The organism is Aquiflexum lacus (assembly GCF_015476655.1).
Classification (GTDB): Bacteria; Bacteroidota; Bacteroidia; order Cytophagales; family Cyclobacteriaceae; genus Aquiflexum; species Aquiflexum lacus.
The window spans coordinates 23,102-45,116 of the sequence record NZ_JABFHF010000006.1; the positions used below are offsets into that span (position 1 = coordinate 23,102).

21 protein-coding genes are annotated in these 22,015 nt (G+C 39.0%); 11 read left to right on the top strand and 10 right to left on the bottom strand.

What is annotated here, in order from left to right:
- Nucleotides 1-71: 71 nt before the first annotated feature.
- The 4 genes from HMJ38_RS07415 to HMJ38_RS07430 all read right to left on the bottom strand — a co-directional run bounded on the left by HMJ38_RS07415 (nt 72) and on the right by HMJ38_RS07430 (nt 4,204).
- Complete coding sequence (locus HMJ38_RS07415; protein ID WP_194973747.1) at nt 72-1,217, bottom strand: nitrilase-related carbon-nitrogen hydrolase; 1,146 nt, start codon at nt 1,215-1,217, stop codon at nt 72-74.
- Nucleotides 1,218-1,358: 141 nt separating this feature from the next.
- The gene (locus tag HMJ38_RS07420; protein WP_194973748.1) at nt 1,359-2,705 is read right to left on the bottom strand and encodes a flavin monoamine oxidase family protein; all 1,347 of its coding nucleotides are present in this window, start codon (nt 2,703-2,705) and stop codon (nt 1,359-1,361) included.
- A 149-nt stretch (nt 2,706-2,854) separates the two neighbouring features.
- Nucleotides 2,855-3,523, bottom strand: a complete 669-nt coding sequence (locus HMJ38_RS07425; protein WP_194973749.1) for a hypothetical protein — start codon at nt 3,521-3,523, stop codon at nt 2,855-2,857.
- 102 nt (nt 3,524-3,625) lie between these two features.
- Entirely contained in the window at nt 3,626-4,204 is a 579-nt protein-coding gene (locus tag HMJ38_RS07430; RefSeq protein ID WP_194973750.1) for a TlpA family protein disulfide reductase, read from the bottom strand.
- Nucleotides 4,205-4,401: 197 nt separating this feature from the next.
- Here HMJ38_RS07430 and HMJ38_RS07435 point away from each other — a divergent pair, with 197 nt between their 5' ends.
- A complete protein-coding gene (locus HMJ38_RS07435; RefSeq protein WP_194973751.1) occupies nt 4,402-5,022 on the top strand; it encodes a hypothetical protein in 621 nt (206 codons plus the stop codon).
- A gap of 19 nt (nt 5,023-5,041) precedes the next feature.
- Here the strand turns inward: HMJ38_RS07435 and HMJ38_RS07440 are convergent, their stop codons facing one another.
- Nucleotides 5,042-5,623, bottom strand: a complete 582-nt coding sequence (locus tag HMJ38_RS07440) for a TlpA family protein disulfide reductase (protein ID WP_194973752.1) — start codon at nt 5,621-5,623, stop codon at nt 5,042-5,044.
- A gap of 378 nt (nt 5,624-6,001) precedes the next feature.
- On the opposite strand from HMJ38_RS07440, the gene HMJ38_RS07445 reads away from it, so the two are divergent.
- The 7 genes from HMJ38_RS07445 (at nt 6,002) to HMJ38_RS07475 (ending at nt 12,534) form a co-directional block, all read left to right on the top strand.
- Complete coding sequence (locus HMJ38_RS07445) at nt 6,002-6,619, top strand: outer membrane beta-barrel protein (RefSeq protein ID WP_194973753.1); 618 nt, start codon at nt 6,002-6,004, stop codon at nt 6,617-6,619.
- 172 nt (nt 6,620-6,791) lie between these two features.
- Nucleotides 6,792-9,041: a Tex family protein gene (locus HMJ38_RS07450; protein WP_194973754.1), complete on the top strand. Its 2,250-nt coding sequence runs from the start codon at nt 6,792-6,794 to the stop codon at nt 9,039-9,041.
- 230 nt (nt 9,042-9,271) lie between these two features.
- Nucleotides 9,272-9,514 (top strand): type II toxin-antitoxin system HicA family toxin, encoded by a 243-nt coding sequence (locus tag HMJ38_RS07455; RefSeq protein WP_194973755.1) that lies wholly within the window; start codon nt 9,272-9,274, stop codon nt 9,512-9,514.
- Nucleotides 9,511-9,852 (top strand): type II toxin-antitoxin system HicB family antitoxin, encoded by a 342-nt coding sequence (locus HMJ38_RS07460; RefSeq protein WP_194973756.1) that lies wholly within the window; start codon nt 9,511-9,513, stop codon nt 9,850-9,852. Before HMJ38_RS07455 ends, HMJ38_RS07460 begins: the two co-directional genes overlap by 4 nt.
- A gap of 308 nt (nt 9,853-10,160) precedes the next feature.
- On the top strand, nt 10,161-11,282 hold the full coding sequence (locus HMJ38_RS07465; RefSeq protein WP_194973757.1) for an ATP-binding protein: 1,122 nt from the start codon (nt 10,161-10,163) through the stop codon (nt 11,280-11,282).
- 223 nt (nt 11,283-11,505) lie between these two features.
- Nucleotides 11,506-11,763: a hypothetical protein gene (locus tag HMJ38_RS07470; RefSeq protein WP_194973758.1), complete on the top strand. Its 258-nt coding sequence runs from the start codon at nt 11,506-11,508 to the stop codon at nt 11,761-11,763.
- Nucleotides 11,764-11,766: 3 nt separating this feature from the next.
- Nucleotides 11,767-12,534, top strand: coding sequence for an XRE family transcriptional regulator (locus tag HMJ38_RS07475; RefSeq protein WP_194973759.1), 768 nt, complete (start codon nt 11,767-11,769; stop codon nt 12,532-12,534).
- On the opposite strand, the gene HMJ38_RS07480 is transcribed toward HMJ38_RS07475, so the two are convergent.
- The 4 genes from HMJ38_RS07480 to rluF all read right to left on the bottom strand — a co-directional run bounded on the left by HMJ38_RS07480 (nt 12,526) and on the right by rluF (nt 16,703).
- Nucleotides 12,526-13,647, bottom strand: coding sequence for an AEC family transporter (locus HMJ38_RS07480; protein WP_194973760.1), 1,122 nt, complete (start codon nt 13,645-13,647; stop codon nt 12,526-12,528). The two genes, HMJ38_RS07475 and HMJ38_RS07480, sit on opposite strands and share 9 nt — an antisense overlap.
- A 56-nt stretch (nt 13,648-13,703) precedes the next feature.
- The gene (locus HMJ38_RS07485; RefSeq protein ID WP_194973761.1) at nt 13,704-14,867 is read right to left on the bottom strand and encodes a pyridoxal phosphate-dependent aminotransferase; all 1,164 of its coding nucleotides are present in this window, start codon (nt 14,865-14,867) and stop codon (nt 13,704-13,706) included.
- Between the two features lie 300 nt (nt 14,868-15,167).
- Nucleotides 15,168-15,848, bottom strand: coding sequence for an OmpA family protein (locus tag HMJ38_RS07490; RefSeq protein ID WP_194973762.1), 681 nt, complete (start codon nt 15,846-15,848; stop codon nt 15,168-15,170).
- A gap of 120 nt (nt 15,849-15,968) precedes the next feature.
- Nucleotides 15,969-16,703 carry a 23S rRNA pseudouridine(2604) synthase RluF gene (rluF, locus tag HMJ38_RS07495; protein WP_194973763.1) on the bottom strand — a complete coding sequence of 245 codons (735 nt, stop codon included), beginning with the start codon at nt 16,701-16,703 and terminating at the stop codon, nt 15,969-15,971.
- Between the two features lie 323 nt (nt 16,704-17,026).
- Between rluF and ppsA the strand changes: the two genes are divergently transcribed.
- Nucleotides 17,027-19,402: a phosphoenolpyruvate synthase gene (ppsA, locus tag HMJ38_RS07500; protein WP_194973764.1), complete on the top strand. Its 2,376-nt coding sequence runs from the start codon at nt 17,027-17,029 to the stop codon at nt 19,400-19,402.
- A gap of 91 nt (nt 19,403-19,493) precedes the next feature.
- Nucleotides 19,494-19,934 carry a hypothetical protein gene (locus HMJ38_RS07505; protein WP_194973765.1) on the top strand — a complete coding sequence of 147 codons (441 nt, stop codon included), beginning with the start codon at nt 19,494-19,496 and terminating at the stop codon, nt 19,932-19,934.
- Here HMJ38_RS07505 and HMJ38_RS07510 read toward each other — a convergent pair.
- Nucleotides 19,931-20,695, bottom strand: a complete 765-nt coding sequence (locus HMJ38_RS07510; protein ID WP_194973766.1) for a hypothetical protein — start codon at nt 20,693-20,695, stop codon at nt 19,931-19,933. The two genes, HMJ38_RS07505 and HMJ38_RS07510, sit on opposite strands and share 4 nt — an antisense overlap.
- A 177-nt stretch (nt 20,696-20,872) precedes the next feature.
- On the opposite strand from HMJ38_RS07510, the gene HMJ38_RS07515 reads away from it, so the two are divergent.
- Entirely contained in the window at nt 20,873-22,009 is a 1,137-nt protein-coding gene (locus tag HMJ38_RS07515; RefSeq protein ID WP_194973767.1) for an efflux RND transporter periplasmic adaptor subunit, read from the top strand.
- Nucleotides 22,010-22,015: the final 6 nt, after the last annotated feature.

The following is a 22,015-nucleotide window of genomic DNA, read 5'->3' on the forward strand; positions in this document are numbered from 1 at the left end:
TCTCGGCTCTCGCATCTCGCTTCTCGTCTCTTTTTCTCATATCTCACGTCTTACGTCTCATGTCTTACTTCTCAATAATCCATACTCCAAATCCCACCTTTTTCAGCTTTTTTAATTTCCAGCAAGTTACCATCTCTGATAAAGAAAGGTTGCCCATCTGTGCCCAAATCCCAAAGTTCACCTCTCAGGAATACATTGGCCCCTATTTTCGCTCCTGAAATTTCAATTCTTCCCGGTAGCGCATATTTTTCCCAAGCTTGTCTTTCATTGAGGACTCCGATATCATTGAGATCTACATCGATAGGGGGAGGTGCGCCGTTATATCCTCCCCAAGGAACATCCATAGCACCATCAATGGCACAATAGGAATTGACCAAGACAACTTCTACTCCCTGAATGGCTTGGTAGGATTCGGGATACCATGAATCAGCGCAGACCAATACACCAAACTTTCCAAAAGGCAGATCAAAAGTAGGAATGTCGGCAGTGGGTGACGCGGTTACAAATGGGTGTTCGGATTCTATGGGGAATGCTTTTCTGATGGATTGGGGAAAAATGTCTCCATCGGGAGCAAAAATAAAGGAAGTATTGTAAATAGGTGCTTCAATAGCAACTTCCAAAACCCCATTCTTTACCTCAGGACCAGGCAGTAGAATGGATCCTGCAGCTATATAGACCTGATATTCTTTGGATAATTGTTTGAAAACATTCTGGTAAATATTGGCCATTTTTTCGGACTTCATCCTGAATAGCGCTGCAGCTGTCCTGTCTGACTCTTTTTCGGATTTGCCATAATATGCTCCAAACTGAAATGGATGGCTTAATACCAATTGGGCCATGGCCCATGTAAGGTTTCCGGCATTGGCAACCGAATTCTTTTCATCTGCTATGACCAACCAAGTACCAAGATACTCAGGAAGCAGGACCATTGTGTTTTCCCTGAAAAAACCATTTTCTTGGGCCATCTTAAAATAGGCATCCAATTTGGCCAGGAATCGGGATTCACTCAGGTAATCGGTTTCCAACATATAAGGCTGAATTCCAACGATATTCCTGTCATGGGTTAAGCTATCGCCATTTTCACAGCCATCACAGGTTAATTGGGAAACAGTGGAAATTCGAGCATCAATTGGCGGTAATTCAGCCCTGTAACTCCAATTAGCCCAAATCACCCAAATCAAAATAACCACCAGAAATCCAAAACCGATATTTTTCATTATGTTTTTTACTGAAGCTTTCAACTATTCTAATTTGCAAACCTTCCTAATATCAACTCTTAAATCCCAAATCTCAAATTCTTATGTCGTCAGGATTACCCCACAATCATTCATTTTATAGGCAAATCTTCAATCTACAATCTAAGATCTAAAATCTAAAATCTCCCCCACAGCCCTTTCCCCCGCCCTTACAGCACCTTCAATATAACCAAACCAAACATCCGAACTCTCTGTGCCTGCCCAAATGATATTACCCTCGGGTTTGGAATAGGCATTTTGGAAATTTGTCCAAGCTCCCAAAGGATAAATTCCGGCATAGCAGCCACCGCTCCAAGCGTCATCTGTCATGGTATGGTCCAGATATTGCATGGGATTGGAGGCCTTTTCCCCAAAATACCTGACCAAAAATCCAGTCAAGATATCTTGTCTTTTGGACAGTTCTTTGTTGAAGAATTCCTCAGCCCGATCGGCAATGGTGAATGCCATAATGATCCCGTACGCTACATTTTTTGGTGAGCAATCATACATGGCCTGAAAAGGAGAATTTGAATCAGCCAAAGTCTGACCACTGAATCCATCATTTCTCCAAAATGGCTTTTCATAAATGGCAAAGCACTTCCCGACCTTACCCATGTTGATTTGGTTAATAACAATTGTTTTTTCAGGAGAAAGCGGTGGGTCGAATTTGATTTCTGAAACCAAAGGTGGCGGTATGGCAATGATTACTTTTTTTGCGGAAAAATTATAACCCTTTCCGATTACAGATACGCCACCAATGCCTTGGTTGATTTCAATAACAGCATGTTCCAAGAGAACTTGGTCATCAAATGGTTTTGCCATTTTTTCCAATAATATTTGCATGCCTCCAACCAAACGATGTTGTTGCGCACCATTTTTGACATTGATCAGGGTGTTGAGGTTTTTTCCTGATTTGATATAAAAGAGGGCATGAAGGAGGGATAGGCTTTCAAGCTTTGCTGCAAAAATTGTTTCAGTGGCAATACGCATTACCGAAAGACAGGCTTGTGTTCGGCAATTACGAGCCAAAAAATCCTCCATAGAGATCTGATCGTAAACAAAAGCTTTTGCATGAGTCCAAGGGGCATGAAGTGGAATTGTCTTTGCCATTCTTTCCAGTTTCCTCATTATCCAATCAAGATTGATCAATGAAAGGATATCCATTTTCGGAATGATTCCCTTGTAGGTTTTTATTTTTTCATTGAGGTCGATGATATTGTAGCCCTGATCATAAGTCTCAAAGTATTCCACCCCATATGCTTCACAGAGTTCATACATACGTGTCTGACTTGGCCCAATCCATTGTCCGCCCAAGTCTACATATAAGTCATCAGAAAGATGTTTGGAGTAAACCCTTCCTCCAATCCTGTCCCTTGCCTCCAGGACAAGGAAAGACTTATTGGCTTGATGGAGCTTCCTGGCAGCAGCAATTCCCGAAAACCCAGCACCTATGATGATGACGTCTATCATTAGCAGGGTTCCGGATATATTAAGGCCAAGAGAAAAGACAAACTATAAGGCAAAGATTTCATGGGATAGGGTTTAGGAGTGAAAAATCCCCAATAAAAACCGAATCTGCAAGAAGTCTTTGCGATTAAGTGAAAATGTCGTGTTCAGATTTAAAAATGGAAAGAAAATCGAATGGCTCGGAGGGGTATCATTCCAAAACCCAGACTATTAAGTTTGCTTTTGCTTGCGGCATTAGTGTTAGAATTTGTTTCAGATGTACTAGAATAGAAACTTAAATTAGCTCCGGTTTCTGCTGAAATTGAGAAATGCTTGGAAAAATGGTATCTCATTCCCAGAAAGCCGATTGTGCCTATGCTGTATGAATTGTCTTTGTTGGTGAAGTCGGTCTGATTTGTGGATCCAGGCGTATTATTAAAGGATGAACGACTGTAACCTAGATTTAAGTCCGCACCGTAATATCCAATGATTCTAGATTGAATTTGTTTTTGCCACTCTTTGCCTATAAAAACATTCAGGTTTTGATAATTTCTGTCTACCAAATCGGGATCAGGAGCGGATGTACTATTTTCAGTAGATGCAATATTTGCATTTAATTGTGCACCTAATCGAAGAGCAACGTTTTTCCCATTTTTGCTTACATAATGTTGGCGATAGAGGAGACCTGAGGGATAATTCCCTTGGATGATCGGAGCCATATCCAAAGAGAGTTCATGCTTGGTTTCAGCATAATCGAAGATCTTATCTTCCGATGTCTCTTGGGCGAATGTACTGAATTGAATTCCGGTTACCAGTAATGTGATCAAAAAGCCATTTTTCATTTTGTTTGGTTTAAGGTGAATGCTTAAAACCATTACGGGAAAAGTATAAAATCAGCTAAAGGATGATTAGTTTATTTTTTAAACCATTAATTTTCAATGGTTTTAATTTTGGCTTGTAAGAAAATTCCTGAACTCTTCTGTATCAAAGTTACTCATACCTTCTTGATAAAAGATGATTTCCCCATCGGGACTAACGACCAATGTAGTAGGGATTGATTGACTTTGGAGTGAATTGTTCAATCCATAAGCGGCGTGTACCACCGGGAAAGTAAAGCCTTTGCCATCGACGTATTTTTTGCTCTTTTCAAAATCTTTATCCAAAGCAATCATCAGAAATTCCAGATCTTCAGTGTCCTTTACTTTCTTGTACATATCAGAAATATGTGGCATTTCGGCACGACAAGGAGGACACCAAGTGGCCCAAAGGTTGATAAAAACCGTCTTTCCTTGAAAGTCATTCAAGTCCACCATATTTCCCTGCATATCCACAAACCTCCCATTATAATCAAAAACCTGATTCTCTCTGTCTACCAAAGTGATTTTTGGTTTTTTGATTCCCGTTGCTAAAAGCAAGGATTGTACACCACCCATAATTGGAGTAATCAAACCTGTAAAATATAAAAAGGCAAATACTGCAAGCATAATGCCCCAGCTTTTGAATTCTTTCTTCCAATTAATCATTTTTTCAATTTTCTGTGGTATAACTTAGAATTACAAAATTACTTTTAAAGAAGTATTCCCTATGTGATTTTTAGTACCGGAATTTTTCTGAATTCCGAAGTACATTCAAAAATTGAATAATTTTCCATTTCCAATTTTGAATTCTAGTACTATTCATTAATTTAGTTATTACTCATTAAATACGAAATTTCAGTGTTATGAAGAGCTTATTTAAAATATTGTTTTTGTCGCTAAGTATTTTTTTGAGTTCTAATGCATATTCACAGACTTTTGAATTAACACCTGTATCAGGATATACTTTTCCTTCAAGTTTTGACATTACAGGGGGAGAAGCTACAATACAAGGGAATATCAATTATGGACTTTTTTTTGGCTACACCACACCGAAAAATAAGACTGAATTTGAAATCTCTTATGTTTATTTCGGCTCAGATGCGGTTGCAAGCTCTGATTATTTGGCAGAGGATGTTGTCAGCAGAGCAAATATACATTTTGTATTGGGGGGCATCAACCAATTAATTGCTGCTTCCAGGAAAACCACATTTTTAGCAGGAGTGAAATTTGGAATTTCTTCCTTGGTATTCTCGGAAGGAACCAATACAGACCGCACCAAATTCACTATGGGTATTCAAGGTGGTATGAAACATTATCTCTCCGATAGAGTTGGATTAAGATTGCAAGGCAGTTTGCTGGTTCCTATCGTGGCAGAAGGGGGAAGTCTTTGGTGGAATCCCCAAACAGGAACAAATATTTCTGGATGGTCGCCATTTGTGCCGGTGAGTTTGAATGGGGGATTAATTATCAGAATCTTTCAATAAAACCCTTTCCAATTCTTTTTTATTGAGATAAAAGAAAATTTCTGAATTCTTCCGTATCAAAATTATTCATGCCTTTATCGTTAAAAACAATATTTCCCTGTGGACTGACGACAACAGTCATTGGAATTACTTTGGTATGGAGGGAACTGTTCAGTCCTTCATAAGCATGAAAGATGGGAAACGTGAAATTCTTATTTCCAACATAGGATTTACTTTTTTCGAAATCCTCATCAATGGCAATCATCAGAAATTCTACATCCGGATTATCTTTTAATTTCTCATAAAGACTATTGATATAAGGCATTTCTGCCCTACAGGGCCCGCACCAAGATGCCCAGATATTGATAAAAAGCGTCTTTCCACTATAATCTTCAAGGTTTACAGGAATGCCTTCAAATGTCAAGAGTGAACCCTCATAATTAAAGCTAACAATTTCTGACGACGGCGTATTTGCAACTATTTTGGGTTTGATCAATCCTGTTCCCAATAATTCTATCTTGGTTTTTTGCCTGATTTTTTTCCCGAATTTTGAGGGGTAAACCAAAATGGCAAGGATGCCAAAAAATGCCAATCCAAATAAAATAGTTTTTTTATTGATCATTTGATTGTGTGGTAATGGGTAGTGGTTTTATTTCCATTTTTTAGAATGAATTCAAAAATACAAAATGTATGGCATTAAGCATTGTAACAAATACTACTTAAGAATTTTTTTAACAAAATGATAATTATGAAAAGAGAGAAATAAAAAAGTGTAAGGGATGGAAATGTAAGATTGATAGCCTACAAATCGGTACTGTCCATGATAAAATAATCCTAAATAAATATATTATTGAACACTCAAAAAAACCATTTATTGTTAATAAAATAAATTGAAGGAAGGTGTAATCAATAATTTTTTAAATTTTATTTTGAATTATTTAATTATTAACAAACTATTGCAATATTTACCGATATTTTCAACTTCTTTAATTCTTTCAAAATGAAAAAAATAATATTGATTCCGGTTCTGATTTTGGTATCCCTCTTTGAAGTCAGCGCCCAATCTATTGAAATCACCCCTTTTACAGGATATACTTTCGATCACGGATTTCCTATTTTTGGTGGCAGAGCCCGATTAGGTGGTGGGCAAACGGTCGGCGGTATGCTTGGGTTTGGTCTGAATGATTTGGCGGAAGTAGAGCTTTTGTACAGTTATCAGGCTGGAATTGGCACAGCCAATTCCAGCCAATTGAATGGTCCTGTACGGGAACGTATACAAGCCCACTATGCGATGATCGGTTATAATAGGCTGTTTCCAACTTCCAGTCAAATGGCTTTTTTCAGTGGATTAAAAGTAGGTACAGGCACCTTGGCATCTACTGACAACACTTTCAATAACATCACACGGTTTACTGTAGGTATCAACGGTGGTATGAAGTATTTCTTTACCGATAATGTGGGATTGAGGCTTCAAGCCAACTTGATGATGCCTATTTCCAACGTGGGCGCAAACCTTTGGTGGAGTCCGGGAGGTGGTACCCAGGTAGGTGTAGGCGGTTTTTCATCCGTCATCCAATTTGGATTTACTGGAGCAGTGGTAATCAGATTGCCTAGGTAATCACAAAATCAAATATAAATTAATGGGCCTGCGAATAAAATTTGCAGGCTTTTTTTATGATTTTTTTCACGAAGAGTATCAGATTTTTAACCAGCAATGATTTAGATATATTGACCAAAACTTGGCACGGCTTTTAAAAGCTTGCTACTTTGCGCCCTCAAATTAACATCAAATGGATATCAATCATTTTGTCAAAATAGCCGGGGAACTGGGCATCAAAGTCAAGCAGGTCACAGATACTATCGAATTGTTGGATGGAGGAGCGACTGTTCCCTTTATTTCAAGATATAGGAAAGAGGTAACGGGAAGTCTGGATGAAGTGCAGGTAGCTGCCATCCGTGACAGGACCCAGCAGTTGCGGGATTTGGAAAAGAGGAAAGAAGCCATCCTGAAATCCATCGAAGAACAAGGTAAATTAACTCCTGAATTAAAAGATAAAATCAGTAAAGCTGAAACTATGTCCCTTTTGGAGGATTTGTATTTGCCCTACAAACCCAAAAGAAGGACAAAAGCAACTGTTGCCAGAGAGAAGGGACTGGAACCTCTGGCAACAAAGGTTTTTGACCAGGTGTCTTTCGATATTGAAACAGAAGCAGCGCAATATATTGATGCGGAAAAGGAAGTCAATTCCGTGGAAGAGGCTCTACAGGGTGCAAGGGATATTATTGCCGAATGGATCAATGAAAATGTGGAGTTGAGGAAAAAAATGCGTGAGCTTTTTATCAACGAAGGCCAATTTGTTTCCAAAGTCTTGCCTGGAAAAGAAGCAGAAGCCATCAAGTATAAGGATTATTTTGATTGGACAGAATCGGTAAAGACGGCACCCTCCCATAGGGTGTTGGCCATGAGAAGAGGGGAGAAAGAACTGTTTTTGATGTTGGATACCAGTCCGGATGAAATCTCAGCCATTACCTTGATGGAGAAAACGGTATTGGAAAATGCTGCCAATGCATCGGTTGAACAGGTTCGTATGGCTATCAAAGATTGTTATAAGAGGTTATTAAAACCATCAATGGAAACAGAGGTCCGGCTTTTTACCAAAAAGAAGGCAGATGAAGAGGCTATCAAGGTATTTGCTGATAACCTAAGACAGTTATTGTTGGCCGCACCTTTAGGAGAAAAAGCGGTATTGGCCATTGATCCGGGTTTCAGGACAGGTTGTAAGACTGTCTGCCTTGGTCAACAAGGACAATTATTGAGTTACGATGCCATCTATCCCAATGAACCCCAAAAGCGAATTGCCGAAGCAGCAGCTACCATCAGAAGTTTAGTAGAAAAACACAAGGTGGAGGCCATTGCCATAGGAAACGGAACAGCTAGCAGGGAAACCGAGTCATTTGTCAAATCCCTTGGATTGCCCAAGAATGTGATCGTGACCATGGTCAATGAAAGCGGCGCGTCCATTTATTCGGCATCAGATGTGGCAAGGGAGGAATTCCCTGATTATGACCTGACTGTCAGGGGTGCTGTTTCAATCGGCAGGAGATTGATGGATCCTTTGGCTGAACTTGTTAAGATTGATCCTAAGTCTATAGGAGTTGGTCAATATCAGCATGATGTAGATCAAGGAGCCTTGAAAAATTCATTGGATGACACCGTCATGAGCTGTGTGAATGGAGTAGGGGTAGAAGTGAATACCGCTTCCAAACAGCTTTTGACTTATGTATCGGGATTGGGGCCGGTATTGGCACAGAATATTGTCAGTTACAGGAATGAAAACGGACCTTTCAAAAGCAGGAATGAAATCAAAAAAGTACCCAGGTTAGGGGACAAGGCTTTTGAACAGGCCGCAGGATTTTTAAGGATCAGAAATGCCAAAAATCCCTTAGATGCAAGTGCCGTCCATCCAGAGCGCTATGAATTGTTGGAGAAAATGGCAAAGGATATCGGTGCCAAAGTGAATGATTTGATGAGTTCGGAGGAACTGAGGTCAAAAATCATCCTGAAAAATTATATTTCTGAAACTGTTGGTCTTCCTACGCTTCAGGATATCATGGAGGAAATCTCCAAACCGGGAAGAGACCCAAGGGAAACTTTTGAGATTTTCAGCTTTCAGGATGGAGTCAATGAAATGAGGGATTTGAAAGTGGGGATGAAGCTTCCCGGGATTGTCACTAACATCACCAAATTCGGAGCCTTCGTGGATATCGGAGTACATCAGGATGGATTGGTTCATTTAAGCCATTTGGCGGATAAGTTTGTAACCGACCCTTCCCAAGTTGTATCCGTCAACCAAAAAGTACAGGTTACGGTCACGGAAGTGGATATCCCAAGGAAGAGGATTGCATTGAGCATGAAGTCTGACCCATTTGCAGAAAGGGGAAAATTCACTCCAAAAGAAAAAAAGAAGAAAGAAGAACCCGAAGCAGAAGGTGATATGGCGGCGAAGTTGGCAATGTTGAAGGGGAGGTTTGGGAAGTGATCAGTGTTTAGTTTCATTTGGCAGTGTTCAGTTCCCAGTAGGCAGTGATCAGTTTTTCAGCGGTCAGTAGGCTGTGTTTAGTTTTGCTCAGAAGTAGTTCACTAAGTTGTTAAGTATAAGGTTCATTGTGGTCAAGGTATTTTGAAAAGGAGGTTGGTGTCAAGACTTACTATGGTTAGATTAGAAAAAAAATTCTTGGAAAATGCAACCAAATATAGTTACTTTGGGTTGTGACAAAGATAGAAAAACTGATTGAAAGGTTTTTAGGCAATCCATCCGACTTTCATTATGATGAGATGGTTAAGCTACTTAAGCACTTTGGTTTTGAGGAGGTAAAAAAAGGAAAAACCTCTGGGTCAAGGGTAAGGTTCGAGAATAGGGAAGGTGTTCCATTAATGCTCCACAAACCGCATCCAAGTGGGATCATGAAAAAATACCAAATGAAACAGGTCAGGGAAATATTGGGATTATGAAATATTTGGAATATAAAGGTTATACGGGCAGCATTGAATACAGCGCTGAGGATAATTTACTCTATGGAAAAGTTCTGGGAATTAACGGATTGATCTCCTTTGAGGGTGAAACTGGAAAACTGCTGGAAGAAGATTTCAAGAATGCAATAGATACTTATTTGTCAGATTTCAAAGAAGAAGGAAAAACGCCGGAAAAACCATTTAAAGGCAGTTTCAATGTTCGGATTCCAGCATCGCTACACCAAAAGGCGGCACTTTTGGCTATGGAAGCCAAAACCTCCTTAAACAGTTTTGTAGCGGAGGCGATCAGATCCCAAATTGGCAAAGACTTTGTGTGAAAGTTGAGAGGATGCAGACCTAATTAAAGGTATTTTTCAAATGAGTGAAGTTTGACTTAGGTTTTTGACGTTTATCCAGAAGGATAGAAAGGTTGTAAGAACTTGTCCGCCGTGGCGGATTGTAAAATTGAAAAATTGGCTTCCAGTATTGGAAGTCTATTTTTATATCCATATCCCTATAAATCCATAAAAGTAGCTACTTTTATGGAATACGATCCACAAAAGTAGCTACTTTTATGGAGTATGATCCACAAAAGTTGGTATATTTGAATCAATTAAAATTGATTAACTATCAAAACCTATTGATCATGGAGATAGCAAGATTACAAAAAAAGTGGATAAAGGATAAGCTTTATAAGAGAAAAGTCATTATCGTTATTGGTCCAAGACAGGTTGGTAAAACAACTTTGATCAATGAAATTTTGAAATCCGAAAACTATTTGTTTTTAGATGGGGATGATCCAACTATTAGAGAACTTCTAAATTCTCCAAATACTGAACAGTTGAGAGGTATTTTGGGAAATTATCCGTTGGTTTTTGTTGATGAGGCCCAAAGGATAAAAGACATTGGTATTACGCTCAAAATAATACACGACAGGTTCAATGATGTTCAGGTCTTGGTAAGCGGTTCGTCATCTTTTGAACTTTCAGGATTGACCCAAGAGCCGCTTACAGGAAGAAAGTGGACATGTTTTTTATATCCAATCAGTTGGCAAGAGTGGGAAAAACATGCAGGATTTGTAAGGGCTGAGCAAAGTCTTGAAGAAAGACTCGTATTTGGAATGTATCCGGAGATTCTGACCAATGTTGCCGAGCAAAAGGAATTGCTTTTGGAGCTTTCCGAAAGCTATCTTTATAAGGATATTTTTTCTTTGGGACTTATCAAGAAGCCTGATGCCATTCATCGGTTGTTACAAGCATTGGCCTATCAGGTGGGAAATGAGGTTTCATTTAATAAACTCAGCAATCTTTTGAAAATCGATGTCAAAACCGTTATCAGTTATATAGAATTGCTTGAACAGGCATTTGTGATTTTTAGGTTGGGGACATTCAGCAGAAACCTGCGAAATGAAATTAAAACAAACAAAAAAATCTATTTTTATGACAATGGGGTGAGAAATGCTTTGATAAATAATTTTTCGCCTGTTTCACTCAGAAATGACATTGGAGCACTTTGGGAGAATTTCCTGATCAGTGAAAGGGTGAAGTTTTTGGAATACCACCATTTGAACAGGGAGATTTTTTTCTGGAGAACCAAATTCCAACAGGAAGTTGATTTTGTAGAAACATTTGATGGGAAGGTTCTAGGATTTGAATTCAAATGGAATCCCAAACAAAAAGTAAATTTTCCCGCTTCGTTTGTTGAATCGTATAAAGCCAAGACCAAAGTCATCCATCGGGACAATTTCAGGGAATTTGTGATGGTTTGAAAAAGACACAAGATTTAAGACATAAGATTGTAGGTATTATTTTATAGATTAATCAATTTTCCAATTTTAAAATCTTCCAATTCAATCCCCACTTCCAAACTCCCAACTTCCCTACTTCCAACTTTTCCAGACAGTATACGTCACAATAATGTTAATTTTACAAACATCTATATGTTATTTAAAATAACCTTTTTATATTAGCTCCTGTTAAACAGCAATAAACATGGAAGCAATGGAAAAGATATCTGTGACCCAGAAAGAATTACCTTCGGGAAATTGTCAAGTGAAATTTTTTGTAGAAGATGAGCAAAAGCCACAATATGGCTACCTTTTGGTCAATGAACCCAAGCCAATTGGGGAAATCATAGCGGAGATACAGGAGCGCTTGGAGAGAAGAAAGATGTCCACTTCAGGATTAAACCCTTTTTCTGTGAAAAACCCCGTCAGGGAGGACAACAATTTCTATCTTTATTCTGCTTAAATTATGTTACTCGCAAAGAATCTCAAATTTCTAAGGTCAGAATCCGGATTGACCCAAAGCGAACTGGCGGAAAAGCTGGATTTGCAAAGGACGATGATTTCGGCCTATGAGGATGGCAGGTCGGAACCCAAACTTTCTACTTTGGCGATTTTGTCCGAACTGTTTGTTGTGAGCATCGATGAACTGCTGCACCACGATATCCAGCAATATGGTCTTCGGCTAAACCAAAACAAAAACATAAAAATACTGACCATCGCCGCGGATGAACAGGATAGAGAGAATATCACCATGGTCGGGCAAAAGGCATCTGCAGGATACCTAAATGGTTTTGCTGATCCGGAGTATATGGAATCCTTGCCCCAATTTCATATTCCCACGCTTTCCAGGAATTCGACCTATCGTGCTTTTGAACTGAGTGGCGATAGCATGTTGCCTTTGGTTCCGGGTACGGTCATTATAGGGTCCTACGTCGAACAACTGAAGGAAATTAAAAGCGGAAAGACCTATGTCTTGGTCACTTCTTCTGAGGGCGTGGTTTACAAAAGGGTGTTCAATTACTTGGATGAGAACGGAAAACTGTTTTTGGTTTCGGACAATGAACATTACAAGCCTTATGAAGTGAAAGGGGAGGATGTTCTGGAAATATGGGAAGCCAAAGCTTTTATCAGTACTGATTTCCCCAATCCCAAAGACAAAGCAAAGCCGGTCAGTTTGGAAGACATTTCCCAAATGATCCTTGACCTCCGTTCAGAGATAATCAGGTTAAAATAAAGACCCCAAGCTTTTTTTGAGTTCTGCCCGTAATTCCATTGGAGTAATCCATTTCAACAATGCTTTTGAACTACTTAGAATAATCATCAAAAATCCAATTGAAAACAAGAGGGTGGGAGATGTGAAGGCTTCCCCAAAAGAGAATATGCCCAACATGATGGCAGTAGAAAAGGGAAGGGAAACAGCAAGGATATTTACAGCAAGTTCTAGGTCAAAAGTCCTTTTTTTATTGTCTTCCATTTTTTGTTCCATACCTACAAAAGCTGACATGTGGGCAAAAGGCCAGAAACTGATAGCACTCTGAGGAAATGCTACCAAAACCAAAATGGCCGGAAACGATAGGGTAGGTACAAAGACAACCATCAATCCACTCACAATAAAAGTTATACCTGACCTAAGGAACAGTAGCCCTGTAATTTTTTTAATCTGTTTCCAGTTGAAGATAACTGCAATTCCAATATAAATCAAAACTAGAGGAGTCATGAGGCTACTTAGATTTCCAATAGCGGAAGATAGAAAGGGTGGCAGGTTTTCCATGTGGATTCCTAATCCCAATAAAATCATTGCCAAAATCATGACGATATTGATTGGTTCATTTACCAAACTCTTTAAAAGGGATTTTACCTTTTCCCTAGTCCCATTATTGCTGTTGGGGTAATTCCTGATAAACCAACTCATGGCAAGCATATAGGCGAAAATAAGCACAAAGAACTTGTTGCCAATATCTGCCAAAGCCCCCCAAGCCAGGGCATCATCACCCAAATACTCAATCAAAAAAGGAAAACAAGACAATCCCGGAGCCAAAGAAGGGAACAATAAGAGGTAAGTTCGGTAAGAAGGGGAGTCTTTTTCAAGTCCAAATAATGGAAGTAGGTATTTGAGCAGGAAAAAAAGAATGAAGTTGAATCCAAGTGCCAGGAATGGCAATGCCAATAGATCAGCCTTGATTTCTGCCTTTAATAATGCCACGAAAATAATTGCCGGTAATGCCACGGTCAGAATTAAAGTTTTCAATCCGTTTTGTTTGGCAGGATCTTGGAATTTTTTTCTCAGCAAAAAGCCGATCAATAATAAGATAATCAAGGATAGCGTCTTTTGAACGGCGGGGTTCATAACTCGGATTTTTATTTATTCAATTTGGTTCAAAAGGCTATTTTGGGTTTGGTTTTCTAAGCTTCTGTGACTTTAAGTGCATCAACAAATAGGTGCATTTCGTCCATTGTTCCCATACTGACACGGCACCAAGGTTTTTCATCGATGGCATACATCCGGATTCCGATACCTTGATCCAACATGGATTTGGAAAATGACTTTGCATCGTTTCTGATCGGGAAGATCATAAAACTGGTATAGGAAGGGATTTCCTGATAGCCTAAAGCATGTATGCTTTCCGAAGTAAATTCCCTTGAAGCTTTATTCAGGTCACGGCATTTTGCAATAAATGATTCATCCTGAAAACTAGCAATTGCACCTTTTAGAGAGGTAATACACAGACCCATAGTGCTTCTGACCAAGTCAGTCACGGATTTGATTCTTTCCTCGGTTGCCACCATATACCCAATCCTCAAACCTGCCATTCCATGGATTTTGGAAAAAGTTCTTGCTACGATCACGTCATGACCTTCGGCCACCAAATTGACAGCTGATTTTTCTTCGGGATTATCCAAAAACTCGAGATAAGCTTCATCCACAAAAACAGGAGTTTTCATGGATGCTTGTTTACAGAAAGTTTTCACTTGATCAAAATCTGTAATTGAACCCATTGGGTTATTCGGATTGCAGACATATATCAGTTTGGTATCTGAGTCAATAGCGGCTAGCATACCATTGAGGTCATGACTTTGGTCTTCTTTAAGAGGTACTGCCTTCCAAGATGCACCGATTGCTATTGCGGTATTGACCAAAGAAAGATAGGAAGGGTCGGCTGAAATCACGTTTCCGCCTTTTCTGCACAGGGAGATTGCAGTTTTTTCCAGTAAGTCAGTTGATCCAGGACCCAACATGATGTTTTCAGGTTTGACTCCTTCTTTTTCGGCAATGAGACTGATGAGATAAGCTGCATCTGCATGTCCGTACCTGTTTCCCATGGAAATGGAATTTGAAATGGCCTTTATGGCATTTTCAGAGGGTCCAAAAGGATTCTCATTAGCCAATAACCTCGCCTTCATTGCAACTGCAGGGTCTGCATTGAAGGGGAGTTCTTTGACCATACTCTTTGAAAGCCATTTGGACTTCCTGTCTTCAAGGGCAGATAATGTAGCCGGCAATGCCGTAATTCCTCCAAGTCCCAATATGCTGGTCTTAAGCCAGGTTCTTCTGTTAAGATGTTTCATATTTATGTTATAATTTTAAATACTGGTTTTAAAATAAATCATATTTGTTAAAAAATTATTATTTATATATATAAATGGTTAAAATAATAATGTGAAAAAATAATATTTAATATAAAATATGAAATTTAGGTTAAAAAAATACTCATAGTTATATTAACTATGAGTATTAGTATTGAATGATTCTTTATTTCTGCTCCTTAAGCTTTCATGGAAGAAATTGAGTATTTATGGATTGCTTTAGAAATCCTCTGTCTTCAGTTAATTGAATTGTATAAGAACAGAATTTCAATCCAATGAGCTTTAATTTTCAATTTCGCCTTTTTCTGCTTTTTCAATTAATTCTTCATTTGCCGTAATCAGGATTTCAACCCTTCTGTTTTTGGCACGTCCTTCTTCAGTGGTGTTATCCGCTATGGGTCTGTCAAATGAATACCCATTTGTAACCAATCTGTTACTACCTACTTGTTGCATTTTGAGGTAGTTATTGACAGCCTCTGCTCTTTTTTTGGAAAGGTTAAGATTGTATTCGTAAGCCCCCTTGTCATCTGTATGCCCTTCAATGGTAATATCCGTATCAGGATACTCATTGAGTATGTCTGCAAACTTCATAATCGTTTCCTGTGAAGCGGGTGTAAGTGCGTAAGAATCAAACCCGAAAAGAATCCCTGAATCAAAAGTTACTTTGATGGCTTCTCCCACTCTTTCAATTTCGGCATCTTTCATTTCTTTTTCCAATTCTTCAGCTTGCTTGTCCATATACACGCCAATTCCTGCACCTACAGCACCTCCAATGACTGCACCGATAACGGCACCTTCGCCGGTTTTTCCTTTTTTGGAACCAAATAGACCGCCTACTGCAGCACCTGTTCCTGCCCCTATTGTACCACCTTTTTGGGTATTGTTCCAGCTAGAACAGCTTACCAGAAAAATAACAACAAGGAATTGGGCAAATATGCCCGATTTAAACATTAAAGTTTTCATAATAAGAATAGTTGGTTTAGTAATTGATTTTGCCAGATAGAATCCCATCAGTCATTTATTATCTATTCCAACATCATGCCAAAGACCGATATATTATAAAATGAGAGGTGTTCTACCTATTTAGTCATCGAATGTCTTGGCGGAGTCTGCCACTAAGCGGTTGATTTCCTCCATTTCCTTTTTTGTCAGGTTGCGCCATTTACCAATAGGTATATCAAGAGGGATATTCATGATTCTGATACGCTTCAATTTAGTGACCTCATAACCAAGGTATTCACACATCCTTCTTATCTGTCTGTTTAGCCCTTGGGTAAGGATAATATTGAATTTATTGTGGCTGATCTGTTTGACTTTACATTTTAATGTCACTGTATCCAGAATCGGTACACCATTCCCCATTTTCTGAATGAAGCTTTTTGTAATTGGTTTGTTTACTGTGACCAGATATTCTTTTTCATGGTTGTTTTTTGCCCTAAGGATTTTGTTGACAATATCCCCATCACTGGTAAGCATAATTAACCCTTCACTGGGCTTGTCCAGGCGCCCAATCGGAAAAATACGCTTTGGGTGTTTAATATAGTCAATGATATTGTCTTTCTCTGTCTTGGTATCTGTAGTACAAACTATCCCGACAGGCTTGTTGAAGGCGATATAAACATGCTCTTCTTTGGGCTCTGAAATCAGCTTTCCATTCACCCTGATCTCATCTCCCGGAAAAGTTTTGGTACCCATTTCAGGAACCTTTCCATTTATTGTAACATTACCTTCCTCAATTAACTTATCAGCAGCCCGTCTGGAGCAAAAACCCACTTCGCTCAGGTATTTATTGATCCTTGTGCCCTGCAATTCACTCATCTTGGTTTGAATCTGATTTTTCCCGAAAGATACTTCTCATTTCTGTTAAAATATAAAAGTCAGGATAATCGGTGATTTAGATCATAATTTTTTTAGTGGTTTGGTAATAACTTGAGGGAGTTCATTAATAAATCATTATGTATCTACGCAATGATGCCAGAAAAATGGTAATACCATACAATTCTTGCTAGGAAACTGAAATGCCCGGCACATCGGAAATCCGACTTCGGACTTCCCTACCTACCGGACAGGCAGGCGAACTGTTTGAATTATAATCTTGGATTTCTGGCCAAGAAATGGATAACCATATAAATAATACTAATATGTCACACTACACGATTCAATTTCAAAAAATAAGGAATTCTGATGTTGCAACAGTCGGAGGTAAAAATGGTTCTTTGGGAGAAATGCTTTCTGAACTGAGCCCCAAAGGTATCAAAATTCCCGATGGATTTGCGACCACAGCAGAAGCTTTCAGGATATTCTTGGATGAAAATAAACTGTATGAATTGTTGGATAAAAAATTAAAGGAACTTGATACTGTCAAGCTCAGTAATTTGTCAGAAATCGGAAAGTCTTGCCGTTCATTGATGTCTAATGGGGTTTTTTCTCAAAAAATGAAAGAAGATTTTCTGGAAGCTTATAGGAATTTGTCCAAAGCGGAGAAGATTTCAGTAGCTGTAAGGAGTTCTGCTACAGCTGAGGACCTGCCCACAGCTAGTTTTGCAGGACAACACGATAGTTTTTTAAATATTAATGGTGAAGAAAATCTGCTAGATGCGATTCACCGCTGTTACGTTTCTTTATTTAATGACCGTGCCATCAAGTACAGGGTGGACAATGGTTTTGATCACATGCATGTAGCACTCTCAGTTGGCGTCCAAAGAATGGTCAGATCGGATATTGGAAGCGCAGGTGTGATCTTTAGTATTGATCCAGAGACAGGATTTGAAAATGTTATCTACATCACCTCGGCATGGGGATTAGGGGAAAATGTGGTCCAAGGAGCAGTAAACCCCGATGAATTCTATGCATTCAAGCCTTCCATTGAAAAGGGAATCCGAAGTTTGATTTTTAAGAAAATGGGGGAGAAGGAAAATAAAATGGTATACGCCAATGGGGGAGAAAAGCCCGTAGCCAATATCAAGACAAGTCAGGCTGAGCGCAATTCTTTTTCTTTGGAACCTGAGGAAGTGGAAACTTTGGCTTCTTGGAGTTATAAAATTGAAAAACATTACAAACTCCCTATGGACATCGAATGGGCCAAGGATGGGTTGACCGGAGAATTGTTTATCGTACAGGCCAGACCTGAGACAGTGCACGGACAGAAATCCGGAATTACTGTGATGGAATACATCTTACTCTCCAAAACAAACCCAATCACGAAGGGAAAAGCTGTGGGAACTGCCATTGCCAGTGGCAGGGTCTGTATTGTCAAATCTATGGCCGATTCGGGTAAAGTCAAAGATGGAGATATTATCGTTGCGGATATTACCAATCCCGATTGGAATTCGATGCTGCGCAAGGCAGTGAGTATTGTGACCAACAAAGGTGGAAGGACCAGTCACGCCTCCATTGTGGCAAGGGAGTTGGGAATCCATGCTGTGGTAGGGACAGGGGATGCCACTGAAAAGTTACAGGATGGACAGATTATCACCGTTTCATGTATTGAAGGTGATGAAGGGATGATTTATGACGGAAAATTGGAATGGTCTGAAAAAGAAATCAATATTGGAGCCATCAAACCAACCAAAACCAAACCCATGTTTATTTTGGCTGACCCATTTAGAGCTTTCCGTTTATCTTTTTATCCCAATGAAGGGGTGGGTTTGTTACGGATGGAATTTATCATCAGCAATGCAATCCGCATACATCCCATGGCATTGGTGAATTACAATACTATGCCGGAGAGCAATGACAAAAGAGCCATAGCGGCCATCACCCAATATTATCCTGACAAAAGGAAATATTTTGTAGAAAAGCTTTCGGAGAATTTGGCAATGGTTGCTGCCGCCTTTTACCCCAAAGATGTGATCATCAGAATGAGTGATTTCAAAACGAATGAATATGCCCAATTGATAGGAGGAAAGCCTTTTGAGCCAGAGGAAGAAAATCCAATGTTGGGCTTCAGGGGAGCTTCAAGGTATTACAATGAGCGGTATAAAGAAGGGTTTGGATTGGAATGTGAGGCCATGAGAATCGTCAGGGACGAGATGGGTTTGACAAATGTCAAACTGATGATCCCATTTTGCAGAACGGTGGAAGAAGGCAAAAAGGTTTTGGAAACTATGAAGGGGTATGGATTAGAGCGGGGCAAGAATGCGCTGGAAGTTTATGTAATGGCAGAAATTCCAAGCAATGTAATTTTGGCCAAGGGGTTTGCAGAGATTTTTGATGGATTCTCCATTGGTTCCAATGATCTGACACAGTTGACTTTGGGTATTGACAGGGATTCTGCTTTTGTAGCTGACCTGTTTGATGAAAATAATGAAGCCGTGAAATCCATGCTTCAATCTGTCATCAGAACAGCTAAAGAGGCCGGAAAGAAAATCGGACTTTGTGGACAAGCACCGAGTGATTATCCTGCTTTTGCCCAATTTTTGGTGGAAAATGGAATTGACAGTATCTCCTTTAATCCTGATGCTTTGCTTAAGGGAATTGAAAATATCATTTTGGCAGAAGAAAATTCAAAAAGTTAAAGGGCGTTAAAAGTATGGGGTATTTATTAAAAAATTGTAACTTGATGCTCATAGAAATTCGATAATCAATCATAAAATAAACCCAAAAAACATGAGTGAAAATTCATTTAAGCAAGTTGGAGTTTGGATCGATCATTCCAAGGCCCAATTGATTGGATACAACAATGGTAATGTTGAAATAATTGAGACAATTGACTCACCCCATGAAAGTATCAAAAGGATTGAAGGTGAGGTCAATGATATGACACGGTTCTCCCCAAATCCTGAACATGCCTCTAACAATGAGCACAAAAAAAACAATATTACCCAGAAAGAACTGAATGAATATTTTAAAATAATGGAAGGAAAGCTTCATAGATTTGATGATATCCTTCTTTTTGGGCCAGGCACAGCTAAAGAACAATTGAGAAATAGGTTGAGAGAAAACAAATCCTACAACGGGAAGTGGTTTTCTGTACAAAGCAGTAATAAGTTGACCGATAATCAGCTTTTGGCCTATGTCAGGGATTTTTATAAAAATGCCCTTCCTTAAGAAGAAACCAGCTTTTTGAAACCTTTCTTTATTTTGGAAACAGCATCAAAGGAGTCGTCAATATTGATGACTCCTTTTCCTATTTCATGCCAATAACCATCCCCACAATCTATAAATTGACCTTGTTGGTTTGGCTTTTTTTCTTTTGCAATCCCGTAGTCATAGTCAGGAATAAAAATATGTGACAATAAGGTTTTACATTCATCCCAATCCGCCTCTTTTTCTTCACCATTTACTTTCAATTCCATTTTTCGGACTGAAAATTTTACCGTCAGACTTACTTCCTTTACATCATTGGATTCCTTGATGAGGTAATGAATCGTCAGGGGGGCTTCTTTCTGACTTACCTCATAGATAGCCTGAATGTAATCCTGTGCAAAAAACTGCCAATCTTGCTGATTGATCGGAACAGTCCGACTAAACTGTCCGTGAAGGTCTTTGGCCAATACTTTTATGCCACCTTCTTCGTCAAGTTTTTTATTGGACCATTTAGTTTTGGCATAAAGCTCTTTCAAAGGTTTTTCCCAGATTTTGTGAATTTCACCCTGAAAATGGAAGTCATCATCTAAAGTAAAGCCTTCATTAAGTATTTCTTCCTCTGAGATTTCTTCCCTCTCAGTATAGACCATATCCAATTGACTTTCCAAAAAATTTTTACCGAAACCGATTTTCAACTTGAAAATATGACTGTAAGGAGGAGGTATTACCCCTGAATCATATTCAATTTCTAGTCTTGTAAGGTCTTCTGTTTTAAGATGCATGTATTTGGAATGGTTTGAAGAATGAGATGCAATAATGGTTAAAATTAGCTTTTTTCATTAATAGTTCAACAATACGTTGAATTGTCAGATATAGGCTACTCTATTATCCTGTATTATAGTTTGTTAAGAATTATTTTTTTTTAAATTTGTCAACTTTAACTTGTTTAACCACCAGATATGAAAATAATACCGTTGAAGAATATATTATTTTTTTTTCCTTTTGTATTTTTTGGATGTGAAAAGAAAACAGAAACTGTCGCCATTGTTCAAAATCTCAAAGCTGTAGAAGTTGCACAGGAGACCATTCCGATTTATAAAGATTTTGTGGGGCAGGTTTATGGAAAAGCTGATATTCCGATCCGTGCAAGGGTGGATGGGTTTATTGAGAAAATCCACTTCAATGAAGGATTGAGGGTCAATAAAGGTCAGCTGCTTTATTCCATTGATGATTATCCCTACAAGTTGGAAGTCACTCGGGAACAAAGCCGTCTTTCTGAAGCAAGAATCATGTTGGTCAATGCGAAAAATGACCTTGATAGAATTCAACCCTTAGCAGAACTCAATGCTGTGAGTAAAAGAGATCTCGATGCGGCCATTGCAAGAAAAGAAGCTGCTGAAGAATCCTTAAAGGCTGCTGAAGCCAGTCTCAGTCTTTCGAAGGTAAACTTGGGTTATGCGAATATTTATTCTCCGATCACAGGCATCATTGGAAAAACGAAGGCAAAAGTGGGGGAATATGTAGGTAGGTCTCCAAATCCGGTTATACTTAATACAGTTTCCCAGATAGACAGTGTCATTGTTGAATTCTTTTTAAGTGAAAGGGATTACCTGACTTTAGCCCGGGAGGTGATTGATTTATCTCCCACCGATGTGAAAAAGGCAGATTTACCTTTAGAATTATTTTTGGCTGATGGTGAATTATTTCCGTTTACAGGAAAATTCAGATTTATTGATAGAGAAGTAGATCCAACTACAGGATCTATTTTAATCCAGAGTATATTTCCCAATCCTGAAGGTCTCATTCGCCCGGGCCAGTTTGCAAAAGTCAGGAGTATGGTCAATGTGGTGGAAAATGGATTGGTCATACCTCAGCGATGTGCATTTGAGGTTCAGGGATTTTTCAATGTGTTTGTGGTGGATTCAGAAAACAAAGTGATCCAAAAGCAGGTGGAGATATTTGACAGTTTTGAAGATAAATTCATCATCAAATCAGGTCTTGAAAAGGGAGAAAAGGTTTTGATAGATGGTCTGATGACCGTAAAAGGAGGCCAAGAGGTAAATATAGAAGTCATTCAATTTAACGCTGCAAAATAGGCTTCC